At 38.4% G+C, this 13,808-nt stretch carries 11 protein-coding genes; 10 read left to right on the top strand and 1 reads right to left on the bottom strand.

Annotated elements, in window-relative coordinates; translation table 11 throughout:
• Nucleotides 1-29 precede the first annotated feature (29 nt).
• From BN6559_RS04130 to BN6559_RS04115, 4 genes are all read left to right on the top strand, one after another.
• Nucleotides 30-1,406, top strand: a complete 1,377-nt coding sequence (locus BN6559_RS04130; protein WP_110953562.1) for a PTS galactitol transporter subunit IIC — start codon at nucleotides 30-32, stop codon at nucleotides 1,404-1,406.
• Nucleotides 1,407-1,410: 4 nt separating this feature from the next.
• Nucleotides 1,411-1,878, top strand: a complete 468-nt coding sequence (locus BN6559_RS04125) for a hypothetical protein (RefSeq protein WP_110953561.1) — start codon at nucleotides 1,411-1,413, stop codon at nucleotides 1,876-1,878.
• Between the two features lie 18 nt (nucleotides 1,879-1,896).
• Nucleotides 1,897-2,541 carry a class II aldolase/adducin family protein gene (locus BN6559_RS04120; protein WP_110953560.1) on the top strand — a complete coding sequence of 215 codons (645 nt, stop codon included), beginning with the start codon at nucleotides 1,897-1,899 and terminating at the stop codon, nucleotides 2,539-2,541.
• A 67-nt stretch (nucleotides 2,542-2,608) separates the two neighbouring features.
• The gene (locus tag BN6559_RS04115; RefSeq protein ID WP_110953559.1) at nucleotides 2,609-3,454 is read left to right on the top strand and encodes a class II fructose-bisphosphate aldolase; all 846 of its coding nucleotides are present in this window, start codon (nucleotides 2,609-2,611) and stop codon (nucleotides 3,452-3,454) included.
• Nucleotides 3,455-3,613: 159 nt separating this feature from the next.
• Here BN6559_RS04115 and BN6559_RS04110 read toward each other — a convergent pair whose 3' ends face one another.
• Nucleotides 3,614-5,440, bottom strand: coding sequence for a PAS domain-containing sensor histidine kinase (locus tag BN6559_RS04110; RefSeq protein WP_110953558.1), 1,827 nt, complete (start codon nucleotides 5,438-5,440; stop codon nucleotides 3,614-3,616).
• Between the two features lie 279 nt (nucleotides 5,441-5,719).
• Between BN6559_RS04110 and BN6559_RS04105 the strand changes: the two genes are divergently transcribed.
• The 6 genes from BN6559_RS04105 (at nucleotide 5,720) to BN6559_RS04075 (ending at nucleotide 13,710) form a co-directional block, all read left to right on the top strand.
• Nucleotides 5,720-6,385, top strand: a complete 666-nt coding sequence (locus BN6559_RS04105) for an HAD-IA family hydrolase (RefSeq protein ID WP_110953557.1) — start codon at nucleotides 5,720-5,722, stop codon at nucleotides 6,383-6,385.
• 141 nt (nucleotides 6,386-6,526) lie between these two features.
• Nucleotides 6,527-7,918 carry an aminotransferase class V-fold PLP-dependent enzyme gene (locus tag BN6559_RS04100; RefSeq protein ID WP_199883731.1) on the top strand — a complete coding sequence of 464 codons (1,392 nt, stop codon included), beginning with the start codon at nucleotides 6,527-6,529 and terminating at the stop codon, nucleotides 7,916-7,918.
• A gap of 386 nt (nucleotides 7,919-8,304) precedes the next feature.
• Nucleotides 8,305-8,673 carry a chorismate mutase gene (gene aroH / locus BN6559_RS04090; RefSeq protein WP_110953555.1) on the top strand — a complete coding sequence of 123 codons (369 nt, stop codon included), beginning with the start codon at nucleotides 8,305-8,307 and terminating at the stop codon, nucleotides 8,671-8,673.
• A gap of 75 nt (nucleotides 8,674-8,748) precedes the next feature.
• Nucleotides 8,749-9,129 carry a RidA family protein gene (locus tag BN6559_RS04085; RefSeq protein WP_110953554.1) on the top strand — a complete coding sequence of 127 codons (381 nt, stop codon included), beginning with the start codon at nucleotides 8,749-8,751 and terminating at the stop codon, nucleotides 9,127-9,129.
• Between the two features lie 214 nt (nucleotides 9,130-9,343).
• The gene (locus tag BN6559_RS04080) at nucleotides 9,344-10,603 is read left to right on the top strand and encodes an efflux RND transporter periplasmic adaptor subunit (RefSeq protein ID WP_110953553.1); all 1,260 of its coding nucleotides are present in this window, start codon (nucleotides 9,344-9,346) and stop codon (nucleotides 10,601-10,603) included.
• Nucleotides 10,600-13,710 carry an efflux RND transporter permease subunit gene (locus BN6559_RS04075; RefSeq protein ID WP_110953552.1) on the top strand — a complete coding sequence of 1,037 codons (3,111 nt, stop codon included), beginning with the start codon at nucleotides 10,600-10,602 and terminating at the stop codon, nucleotides 13,708-13,710. The genes BN6559_RS04080 and BN6559_RS04075 overlap by 4 nt, the downstream gene beginning before the upstream one ends.
• Nucleotides 13,711-13,808 lie beyond the last annotated feature (98 nt).

The following is a 13,808-nucleotide window of genomic DNA, read 5'->3' as shown; positions in this document are numbered from 1 at the left end:
TTTAGCGATATGCTGGAGAGGTGGAAAATATGGATACAGTATTGACTGCTTTTAAATTTATACAAGGTTTGGGGCCTTCGGTTATGATGCCAATCATCATCTTTATTTTAGGAGTTGTGTTAAAAACGGGAGTAGGAAAGGCAATCAGAGCAGGGCTGACCGTGGGCATCGGGTTTATTGGGCTGAATCTTGTCATCGGTCTTATGAGTTCAAGCCTGGGGCCGGCAGCTCAGCAAATGGTAGAACGTTATGGTTTGAGTTTGTCAGTGATTGATGTAGGCTGGCCGGCAGCCGCAGCGATCGCATTTGCATCTACTGTTGGGACCGTTATTATTCCTTTATGCTTGCTGGTTAATATTGTGATGTTGTTTACCAATACAACGCAAACTGTGGATGTTGATATCTGGGATTATTGGCATTTTGCTTTTACCGGGGCTTTGGTTGCGATACTAACAGACAGCCAGATGCTTGGAATTATAGCGGCGGTGTTGAATATGATCATCATTATGGTGATTGCCGATTATACAGCGCCTGCTCTGGAGAAAACCAATGGGCTCGCGGGAATTTCTCTGCCGCATGGATTTAGCGGCGCATATGTACCTGTTGCGTGGATCATCAATAAAGTGATTGACATGATTCCGGGTGTAAGAGATATTAATATTGATTTAAATAAAATACAAAATAAATTTGGTGTATTTGGCGAGCCTATCCTGGTAGGCACTGTATTGGGGCTGATCATTGGCGTCGTTGCAGGGTATGAGATCGGTCCGGTGCTGACACTCGGGATAACTTTGGGCGGGGTGTTGGTTCTCATTCCTAAAATGGCTGCAATGCTGATGGAAGGATTGCTGCCGATATCGGATGCTGCATCTGAATTTATTGAGACACGCTTTAAAGACAGGGGCAAAATTTATATCGGGCTTGATTCGGCGATTGGGATAGGGCATCCGATCACGTTGGCAGTTTCTTTGATTCTTGTACCTTTGACGGTTTTTATGGCAGTTGTGCTTCCGGGAAATAAAGTTCTGCCATTTGCAGATCTTGCCGTTATTCCGTTCATGTTTGTTTTGATCATCCCAATGGTGAACGGAAATGGCTTTAGAGCTTTAGTTACCGGAATTATCACAATCGCAGCGGGACTTTTGATCGCTACCGATCTTTCACCGCTGATGACTACGGCGGCGGTCAATGCCAAATTCAAAATGCCGGAGGGGGCTATGGCTATTTCCAGTATTTGCGATGGTGCGAATCCTCTTACCTGGGCGATTGTGCATATCAATGATATCGGTATTGCAGGAATCGGTTTGCTGGCTATTGTAGCAATCGGTATGGCGATCATCAACAGGAATAGGATCATCAGAGAAGCACGGGAAATACATGCGGCAAGTGATAATACGGGGATGTGATCGTATGAAAATCTATGTTTGCCGCAAAAGGGAGTTTATGTTTCAGGTGATCCTTCCGGTTTTGGTTGCTATTGGCGGAGGTATTTCCTGCATCGTCGGCGCTTATTTATACCCGGAGCATCTGATCCTTGCCCTACTGATCAGCACGATCTGCTTGTATACGATTTATAATACGTTTCTGACCGGCAGTTACCCGGATAAAATTATCATTGCCGATGATCATATTTCCTTTTCTTCTATGGGCAAAGTGCAGCGGTATAAATACTGTGATATACGGTATTTTAAAGTGCGAGAATCAAGATATTCTTTGGCTATGTTCGTGAGAATCAATAAACCTTTGTTAAATAAGGGAAGATTTTGGATTCATGCAAATAGCTTTCAAGATGGTGATGCATTATATAAAAGCATTGTGGAGCTGGAATTTAAAATACATCCGAAATCGCTGAAGAGCATTGCATATCATCAAATATAGTAAATGAGGTAAAAGAAATTGTTTGAAAAAGAAAAGCAAAAAATGATTGAGACGGGGATAAAAATTGATCGGTATGGACTGATTGCTCTTTCGGGAGGAAATGTCAGCTGGCGTATGACTACTGGAGAAATTTTGGTGACTCCCTCAGGCATGATATATGAAGACCTTGTTAAAGAGGATATTTTAGTTGTCAATATTGACGGCATGATTTTAGAAGGCACCAGAAAACCGTCTGTGGATACGGTGGCTTTGCGGTATATCTATAAACATATGCCAAATGTAAATGCAATCATCCATACACATCAGCCATATGCAACGGCTGTCAGCCTTATTGCCGATGAGCTGCCGTGCGTTCTTACTACATTAGCCAATTCGGTGAGAGGCAGTGTAAAGGTTTGTCCGTTTAGTTCGGCTGCCAGTGAACAAATGGGAATTGAAATGGTAGCCAATATAGAAGATAAGCTTGCGGTGATCTTAAAAAATCATGGTGTGATCGCTGTTGGGGCGGACTTAAAGCAGGCACTTTGTGCATGTGTTTATTTGGAGGAGGCAGCGAAAACTTATTTGGCAGCCAGAGCTGTAAGCAAGGATATTGCCCTTTTGTCAGAAAGTCAAATTGAACAGGCTGTTGCGGTCTTTGAGCATTATGGGCAAGGAAAATGAGAGTTGATGAGAGCAGGCTGTCAGAACAGGTTATGTCATTGTATAAAAGTTAAAAGGAGGAATCCATATGCTGGTATCGACAAAAGAAATGCTTCAGGAAGCGAAACAAAGGGGCTTTGCAATACCGTCGGCCAATTTTGTCGATCAAATATCGGCGAAAGCGTATATCAGGGTAGCTGAAGAAATGGGGCTGCCGCTGATCTTATCTTATGCACAAGCGCATTCAGTTTATCAGAATATAGAAGAAGCAGCTATGATTGGAAAATTTTATATTGAACGGGCAAGGGTTCCAATTGCGCTGCATCTTGATCATGGTACTGATGCTGTGTTTATCAAAAAGGCAATTGAGGCTGGCTTTACTTCGGTTATGATTGACGCTTCGACACAGGATCTCGAGGGAAATATAGAAATGACGAAAAGCATTGTGGATTTCGCGCATAGAAAAAATATTCCGGTAGAGGCTGAAATAGGACATGTAGGAACAGGCATCAATGTCGGACAAGGAGAGACAGATGCCGGAGATGAAAGTATCTATACTACGGTAGAAGAAGCAAAACAAATGGTACAAAGAAGTGGTCTTGATAGTTTGGCTGTATCAATAGGAACGGCGCATGGACTGTATAAGGGGACACCGCAAATTAATTTTGCAAGGTTGCGAGAATTGGCACAAGCGATAGAGATACCGTTGGTATTGCATGGCGGGTCATCATCCGGTGATGAAAATTTAGAAAAATGTGCATTAGAAGGTATTGCTAAAATTAATATCTATACGGATTTTGTTGTGAATGCTTATCAAAATTTACGGGAAGGCAAAGCTGCGGATTATTTTGAGGTGAAGAAACTTCTGGTTCAAGGCATGGAAAATATGTTGAAGCACTATTACAAGGTTTTTCATACCCGAACAATAGGATAAAAGTAGCAGTAATAAAATAACCAACCTCCTAAAATACGTAGACTTAAGCGAAATAAGTTTACGAATTTTAGGAGGTTGGTCAGTTTTTATTTTGGGGAAACTTTCAGCAGACAAAGATCAGAAAGACTGTAGGTTTTATAGGATATCCTTTTGATTCATTTATGTCATTGTATCAAAATTAGGCAGTGGAAATTTTATGTAAAAGGTAGTGCCTTTAGAGGAAGAATCAATTGTAATAGTAGCATTATTTTTGCTGGCAATTGTATAACAAATTGAGAGACCAAGTCCAGTTCCATTTTCCTTTGTCGTAAAAAACGGTGTACCGATTTTTTCTTTGATCTCGTCTGGAATCCCAGGGCCTTCGTCTTTAATTGATAAAATAATATTTTGTGTGTCTTGTTTTGTTGCAATGGTTATTTTTCCACCGGATTGCATTGCTTCTAAACCATTTTTTACAATGTTTAAAAGCAGCTGTCTGATTTCTTTTCCGTCAAGTAGTAAATCAGGAATTTCATTTAAATCAATGTCGATAAAATTGTTATGTGTAATCGCATTCGTCTGAAGTAAAGGAAGAATTTGTCTGATAATACAGTTTATATTTGTAGACTCAACTTGACTGAGTTTGTTTTTTGCCAGAGATAAATATTCTGTAATGATTAAATTGGCTCGATCTAATTCCTCGATCATCAATTCAAAATAAGATTGATAGGTTTTCATTTCGGCTTTTTTGCTGAGCATTTGTAAAAATCCGCGAACTGACGTCATTGGATTACGAATTTCATGACCAACACCAGCTGCAAGTTCGCTGGCAATATTGAGCCGTTCTAGTCGATAGATTTCATTGGCGAGTTCGTGAACTTGACTAATATCGTTGATTGTGAAAATGATAGCAGGTTTGTTTTTAAAACAAATTTTGCGTGCGGATAATAAGCCGATACGTTGTGGAGGTTCTAAAGCGACCCAATTGAATGTCATCTCAATATTTTCAACAATCGCATTGGCTTCTAATTTTCTTAGGATGTCGCGATGTAAATCGGGTTTGGCATCGAGTGCTAAATCCAACCAATTTTTATGATAAATATGATCATGAGACAGACCTGTGGCAATACAAAAACTTTGATTTGCTTCCATAATTTCGCCGGTTAAGGAGGAAATAAAGGTGATAATTGGTAGCTGATCGAATGGATTTCCAACAATGCTGCTATCCAGCAAAAGTTTTTTAAATATCGTTTTTTCTTGAATTACATCTGTAATGGAAACTAAAGTTTGTTTGCTATGCGGAATAAAAGAGGTTGTAATATAAAGGGTTTTACGGATACCCTTCGCAGTTTTAACTTCAATGGTTTGATAATTGGGCAGTCTTTCCTCAGCAGGATGCTGGTGATTATAATGAATGAGATAACGATAAGATTTTTTTGATATCCGTCCTAAATAACTTTGTTTACCTTCATAATCTTCACTGCTGATATCAAAGAGTTTTTCACAACTTTTGTTTAGGGAAACAATGCGCATGTTTTCGTCAAAAATAACCATCGCAGTGCTATTATAGTAAAACGCATCATAGTATAGTTTGTGTAAATCTTGAAAGTCAGGTAAAATGATATTTTGAGATAATTTTTTTATACTTATTTTTATATTTTCCAAGGTATTGTTCGCATCTTGCTTGGAAAAAGTTATTTCAAAAATGACTATTGAGTCGTCTACAGAGATGTTTTTATGAAATTTAATAGACAGATATTGCAGCTGACGAAATTTATATAATTCATGAATCAGCCAATCTGGTAAATTGAATTCTTTTAGATCTATTTCTTGTGTAAAATTTAATTGCTGAAAGAGTTGCTCTCCGGCTTCGTTGATCGTTAAGATGCGGTTTTTATAGTCGACTACAAAAACAGTAGCAGGTAAATTATCAACAAAAGTTATATGATCATCATGATAGGCAGCCAATTCTGTGTCAAGAGCTTTCTTGAGGTACCGTTTGTTCATAAATATATCTCCTAAACTGTTTTTTTTAAGTATTTTTATTTTCAATAAGTATTATATACAACATGTACCAATAAATACCTTTCAATTATGAGAAAATTGGTAATTTTTTTTTGCATATGAGAGAATAAGAGAGAGAAAAACCTTTCTAGATAATTGAGAGTTATTATAGTCATATTTATGATATAAATGTTATTTTATGCAGGGTAATCTGAAAAAAACAAGAATTTAATTTTTATATGTTATAAATACAAAGAATTACTTAGATAAAGGAGTTTTGATATGCAGGATTTTGCAAAATATAATACGCTGTTTTTTGATCTGGATGGAACCTTATCCGACTCAGCTTTAGGCATTATTCGTTGTCTTCAATATTCGTTGGAGAAAGTGGGAATCATGGAGACTGAAATAGAAAAATTGCGTTGTTTTATTGGACCTTCTTTAACTGAAACCTATATGGAAGGTTACAAAATGAATGAACAAGAGGCAATGCGAGCGACGGCTTTTTATCGTGAACGTTTTGAACGTGAAGGCATAAAGGAAAATGCAATGTTTGAGGGCGTGGGTGAAATGCTAGAAGCGCTAAAAAAACAACAGAAGACACTTGTGCTTGCTACAGCTAAGCCAACCGAACATGCAAAAGAAATCATATCCTATTATCAAATTGATCATTATTTTACAGTTATAGCGGGAAGTAATTTTGACGGAACGCGTGAACATAAGGGCGAAGTTATTGACTTTGCCTTGTCTCAGCTTGAACATGTGGATCTTCAGCGTACGCTTATGATTGGAGATCGCAAGCATGATATTTTAGGAGCTCGTGAAAATGGAATCGCTGCTGTTGGTGTTAGCTATGGATACGGCAGTATGACTGAACTGACGGAATCAAATCCAAAAAAAATTGTACATTCAGTTGCGGAATTAAAGAAACTTTTGGTAGGAATGTAAGATTGCAATTTATGGCTTATGATTTTACATAATATTTTGTTGAAGGATGAAAGTGTAAGGACGGAAAGCGTAACCTCTAAGAAGCCGGTTGAATAGAATAAACAGAAAAGAATCGGAAAAATAAAACTTAGAGGGATAGATATGATAAAACAAAGTTTTGTAAAAAGAATGCGACAATTGGTCGTGGGGATAGAACAGCGTGTTCCGTTACTCAACGGTAAGATGATAAAAGCGATCAATTTTGATAATGCTGCTACAACGCCTCCTTTCATATCTGTTATGAACGAAATCAACGAATTTGCGTTATGGTATTCATCTGTGCATAGAGGTATGGGGTATAAGTCTATTTTATCTTCGGATCTTTATGAAAATGGCAGAGCAACAATTAAAAATTTTGTTGGGGCAGATGAGAAGAAAGATACCTTGATTTATACGAAAACAACGACAGAAGCAATTAATCTTTTCGCAAATGCTTTTCATGCTGTATATCCAGATGCAGTGATTCTTAGTACAGAGATGGAACATTTGGCAAATGACTTACCTTGGCGGTATAAATTTGCTATGGATTATGTAAAAATCGATGCAGTTGGTAAATTAGACTTAAATGATTTGGAAAATAAATTAATTCAATATCGTGGCAAAGTAAAACTTGTCAGTGTGACTGGCGCATCGAATGTAACTGGGTATATCAATTCAATTTATGAAATCGCGAAACTTGCACATACATATGGAGCGGAAATTTTAGTGGATGGTGCACAGCTTGTACCGCATTGGGCAGTTGATATGAAACCCTTTCATCATATGGAACATATAGACTATTTGGTGTTTTCAGCGCATAAAATGTATGCTCCTTTTGGTATTGGTATATTCATTGGGAAAAATTATATTTTTAAGAAATGTCAGCCCTTTCTAAAAGGAGGCGGCGCCGTTGAATTGGTTACGCATGATTTTGTAGATTGGGATAGTGCGCCTTATAAAGAGGAGGCTGGTACGCCTAACGTAATTGGGGTTGCTGCTTTATTAAAAGCGATTGATACATTGAAAAAAGTGGATATGCAGCATGTTCACCAATATGAGCAGCAGGTGATTGAACATATCATTTGCGGTCTGAGAAATGTGAAAAATATTAAATTGTTTGGTTGTCCGAAAAAACAAGGTGATAAAGTGAGCATTATTTCATTCACTTTACCTGATATTGAACATCGATTAATTGCAAAAATTTTATCGTATGAATTTGGCATTGCTGTGCGGAGTGGATTATTCTGTGCGCATCCTTATGTGCAAAAACTATTAGGATTGACAAAGGAGGAGATCGAATATTATCGTAAACATGATGATATTCCTTTCCCCGGAATGGTTAGAGTCAGCCTTGGTTTGTATAATACACATGAAGAAGCCGATATTTTGATTCGTGGTGTTCATCAAATTGCAAATCATACTGCACAGTATATCGAAAAATATCGTAAATTGGAGCAGTCCTCAGCTTATGAGCAAGGGGAAATTTTTAATCATAAGCGTCATTATTTGCCGTAATTTTAAAAATATGTACAGATAGAGGGACGCGTCCTTTTGTCATCGACACAAAAGGACCAAAAGGTCTAGGCCTCAACCCTCCAAAATACTTGAAAAAAGACCAACTTGCTAAAATCTGTAAACTCACTTCGTTCAAACAAACAGATTTATTCACGCAAGTTGGTCCTTTTTCATCCTTCGGAACGTATTTTTCCGGAAAAGGCCAGGTACGAAAAACAAAGGAGCGTCGCATTAAAATGCGCTTTCACTGACCCGCCGTCCATCTGTCTATAAGCTAAAAAATAAAAATTTTTTATTTTATAAGATTTTAGATAGGATTTTTACGAATTAGTGCGAAATACATTAAAGAATATTTTATTATATGAGGATGAGGTAGGAGGGCTAAGGTGTTACAAGGAATAAGGGGAGCCATTACTGTAGCAGAGAATAAAAAAGAGACCATTTTTTTGGCAGTGCAAGAATTGTTAATGGAATTAGTCGAGAAAAATAACCTGAAACTTGAAGATATTGGAGCGGCGATTTTTAGTGCTACGCCTGACTTAAATGCGGCGTTTCCAGCAGCTGCAGCAAGAAAGATTGGCTGGGATTTCGTACCTTTATTTGGAACGCAGGAACTTGATGTTGAAAATGGTTTAGATCAATGTGTGCGCGTACTTTTATTGGTCAACACAGAAAAAAAACAAAAGGAAATTGTACATGTTTATTTAGGCGATTCCAATTGTTTACGACCTGATTTAGCAAAAAAATTATTATAGTTCTTTCTAAAATATACATGCTATGCAGCGTGAAGTTGTACAGCATAAAATAATATGTATAAGGGAGTTTTTTTCATGAAACAAGTTGTTCATACAGATCATGCACCAAAGGCAATTGGACCATATTCCCAGGCAATAAAAGCAAATGGATTTTTATTTATATCTGGGCAAATTCCAGTGAATCCACAAACGGGGGAAATCGTTGAGGGCGGCATAAGCGCACAAACTACACAATCCTTAGAAAACTTAAAAGCAATTCTTAAAGAGGCTGGCTGTACAATGAAGGATGTAGTGAAAACGAGTGTTTTCTTAGATGATATGAATGATTTTGCGGCGATGAATACAGTCTACGCAAACTATTTTGAAGCGGAAGCACCAGCGCGTGCATGTGTACAAGTTGCGAAATTACCTAAGGGTGCTTTGGTTGAAATTGAATTGATTGCAGTCTGTAAATGAGAAGACGGATTTTTATTTTAGCATTGTAAAATAAAAAGTAAGGTTGTTACAAAATAGAGTTACATTGTTTTGTAACAACCTTATATTTTTTTGTCACGATTTTGTCACATTCTTATGATAAGGTGGTCAAATGGACAATTTTTAGTCAAGTCAAACATGCAAGATGCTGTATAGGTGCGTTGTGGATAGCGTTAAGGTGGAGAGTGAATAGTTTATGCGACATAATTTTTCAGCAATGAATAAGAAGAAATTGATTGCAGTTGGATCGGTTGGTATTGTAATCTTAGGCATCCTGTATACTTTATTTTATCATAAGGCAAATCCGGACGGCCAGCAGCGAGAAATGGTGAAACCGATGGTTGATACTTACGTTGTGGAACGTAAAGATTTGATGCGGCGGGTTTCACTTTTTGGGCAGACTGTTTCAGAGGCACGCGTTGATATAGCCCCAAAATATACAGGGCGCATAGTTGCAGTTAATGTGCGTCTGGGGCAGCAGGTGAAAGCCGGTGATGTTTTACTTGTGCAAGATACGGGGGATCTTGATTTATCTATAGCACAAAACAATGCAGCAGTACGTCAGGCTGAGGCTGATGTAAAAGAAACGGAATCTACATACGATGCTTCTTATCAAAAACAGCAAATCGATTATGAACGGACCAAAACAAAATATGAACGGTATCAGGCACTTTATGAGCAGGGTGCGATTTCAAAGGAATCTTTAGACACCGTTTATCAAGAAATGATCAATAGTAAAGCAGCTTTGGATACGCTGCTAAATCAAGCGATGACAGGCGATGTACCTGCAAGTGTAGAGGCCAAACGTGCTGCATTTGAAAAATCAAAACATGGCACGGAATCATTGGCGAAACAGCGATCTGATTTAATTTTAGTGGCACCGCGGGACGGGATCATTGGGTATCGTAATGCTGAAGTGGGTGCGATTGCTGCGGCAGGCCAAAAAGTTTTAGAACTAGTGGATAATAGCCAGATCTATATGGATTGTCAATTGTCAGAACAAGATGTGGCAGTCGTTCAAATTGGTGGGCAGGTAGATGTAAATATTGAGTCTTTAGGCAATCATTATACAGGGGAAATTATTTATGTAAGTCCAGCGGTAGATAGTGCAACAAAGGGATATACAGCAAGAATTATGTTGAAAGCAGAGGATTCATTCATTAAAGCAGGGATGTTTGGGCGCACGGCAATCGAAGTTTTGCAGCGCAAGCAAACTTTATTTGTTCCTAAAGACAGTGTAATTGAAAAAAATGGAAAAATTTCATTGTTTATAATTGACTCTGAAAATAAAGCACAGGAACGTCAAGTCAAACTTGGGCTGAGAAATGATGCATACGTTGAAATTGTTGAAGGAATTGCGGAAGGCGATGTTGTAGCCGTCAATAATTTAGCGCGGTTAAGAAATGGATTAGAAGTTATGCTGCAGAGTGAAAATGGGCAGGTGGCGGCTGAATGAATTTAACGCGTTTTTCTATCCAGAGACCCGTTGGAATTTGTATGATCGTAGGCTTGTTTGTAGTACTTGGGCTATATAGTTTTTATCGAATTGGTGTGGAGTTATTACCGGCGCTGAATACGCCTTATGTTACAATCTATGTAAAATATCCTGGGGCAAGTGCAGAATCGGTTGAACAACAAGTTGTTAAACCCTTAGAAGATGCATTATCTTCTGTGTCAAATGTAAAACAGATGACCGCTACTGCCAGTGCGGAGCAAGCTCGAATTACGCTGCAGTTGGAGTTCTCTGCCAATGCAGATTATGCCTCTATTGAAGCAACGAAAAAAGTAAATGCAGCGAGATATAAACTACCGGATGATGTGGATGAACCGGTAGTTATCAAGCGGGATATTAATGCAATGCCGATTATGAGGATTGCTGTCGTATCTAAAAATTCTTTATCGGATATGTATAGTAAAGCAACGAATTTTTTTCAGGATCGTTTACAGCAGTCCGATGGTGTATCTGAAATCGAATTGCGCGGTGGTCGGGATCGGGAAATTGCCGTAGAAATAGATAAAGATAAATTGGCTTTTTATGAATTAACCTTAAATCAAGTCATCCAAAAAATTAATTCTGAAAATACTTTGCTGCCATCTGGTTCTATTTATACAACGACGACACAAACGAATGTACGCATCACAGCGCAATATAAATCGGTAGAAGAGATTGAAAAGTTACAAATTACGAATTCTGCCGGCATCCATGTTCCGATTACGGCGATTGCAAATATTAAAGCGCAAGAGGCCAGAGCGAATCGTTATGGACGCGTAAATGGCCAGGATGCAGTTTCCATGGTGATTTATAAAAATAGTGATGCAAACATCGTTTCGACTGCAGAGGCAGTTACGAGCAATTTGGAAAGATTGAAAAAAGATTATCCGGAGTATGAATTTATCGTTGTAAATAATGCAGCAGATTACGTTAATAAATCGTTACATAATACTTTGGGGACATTAATCGAAGGGTTATGCACAACAGGATTGGTTCTATTTTTATTCTTACGAGGCTGGCGTTCTACGCTCGCCGTGATGATTGCAATTCCTACATCTTTGATTTCTACTTTCCTCGTAATGTATATTGCGGGTTTTACATTTAATATGATGTCATTGATGGGGATGGCGCTTTGTGTGGGGATTTTAGTAGATGATTCGATTGTCGTACTGGAAAATATCCATCGTCATATGATGATGGGAAAAGAGGCAAAAATAGCCGCAGAAGAAGGACGTAATGAGATTGGTATGGCGGCGATTGCAATTACACTTTGTGATGTTGTCGTATTCTTACCTATTGCATTTATGAATGGCATGACCGGACAGTTTTTTAGACAATTCGGTTTAACGATCGTATTTGCTACTTTATTTTCATTATTTATATCTTTTACACTTACGCCAATGTTGGCATCAAGGCTTTTTGCACAAGGGATTAAAAGCGAAAAACGAAAAATCTGGACGTTTATGGATCGAATTGAGAACCGTGCAGTCACGGAATATGAGAAAATATTAAAATGGAGTTTACATCATCGTAAGAAAATTGTTGTGTCCGTACTCCTATTGTTTATTGCGACGATGAGCTTTATTCCATCGGGGATTGTTGGTTCTGAGTATATGCCGCGCACCGATGAAAGTAGTTTCGACATCAATTTGCAATTGCCAGTTGGCCAAAGTGTAGAGCAGACGGACATCGTAATTTCACAAATGGAAAGTTATTTAGAAACAATTCCAGAAGTAAAATATTATCTATCCTATATCGGTGGAACCAATCAATATGAAGGCGGAATTAGTGTTCAACTTTATGATCGTAAAGAGCGCAGCCGTAGTGTATGGCAGATTACAAATGATGTACGGCAATTTGCCGATGTGAATATTAGTGGCGGCAGTGTACAGGTGAAAGAAACCCAGTCTTCTGTAGCCGGTGTTGCCGGCGGGCCAGGATCTGGACGCGGCAGTGGAGCTTTGCAAATAGAGTTGCGTGCAAATGATCTGAATAGTCTGGTTGCGGCTTCATATAAAGTACAAGATTTATTGAAACAAAATGTAAAAGGGATAAAAGATGTGAGCAGCTCCTATACAGAGGGAATGCCTGAGCTGCAATTAGAAATTGATAGAGAAAAGTTAAAACAATATAAAACCTCTATCCAGGATGTTACGAATACATTTTCATCTGCGATTGCCGGTAAACAAGCTGGCGTGATCGCCAATGATGTCAATAATGATGGAAATGATACAGATATTCAAGTTAGATTCAGGGGCAGTGATGGGTTCAAGGCATCGGATATTGCCAAGATACCTCTGCAAGCAGATGGACGGGTTATTTTTATTGATGATGTGGCAAGCATAAAAGAAGGTGTAGGTCCAGTAAGTATTCGTCGTGCAGATAAACAGCGTTCTATTATTATTGGTGCGAATTTAACGGATCGTCCATTGAATGAAGTAATTAAAGAGTCACGTGAGGTATTAAAAAATGTAGATTTAGGTAAAGGGGTTACGTATCGATTTACTGGACAGGCAAATAGTATGAATGATACGTTTGGTGAATTATTGCAAGCTTTATCGCTGGCTTTGGTGCTGATCTATATGTTGCTTGCAGTATTATATGAATCTACACTTACTCCTTTTATTCGGATGTTTTCATTGCCATTAGGTATGATTGGTTCAATCCTGTTACTTTTCCTCACCAATAATACGATAAATTTATATTCTTTGGTGGGAATTCTGGTCATGGATGGTCTAGTCGCGAAAAATGGTACCTTGCTTTTAGACTATACATTGACACTCATGGATCGTGGGATGAATGCTTACGATGCAATTATTGAAGCTGGTAAAGTTCGGCTAAAACCAATTTTTATGACGACTTTAACTATGGTTGTTGGTATGCTGCCCACAGCATTATCGCTTACGGAAGGGTCGGAAACACGTGTTAGCATGGCTTGGGTAATTATCGGAGGGTTATTGACGTCAACTGTATTTACTTTAGTAGTTATCCCGATTATTTTCTTGTTTTTTGAAAAACACCCGATGCGTAGCTGGTGGAGCAGCTTAAAGAAATGTGTCTCTAAAGCATAGGCTCTTATCGAGGCCTTGATTGAGGCGTCTATCATCGTGGTACACTTTTTTATTGACGAACAAGCAAAAGGGTCGTAAGATTTAAAAGAAAATGTCTG

The organism is Massilibacillus massiliensis, assembly GCF_900086705.1.
In the GTDB taxonomy this organism is placed as follows: domain Bacteria; phylum Bacillota; class Negativicutes; order FLKF01; family FLKF01; genus Massilibacillus; species Massilibacillus massiliensis.
This window is presented reverse-complemented; position numbering and strand designations above follow the sequence as displayed.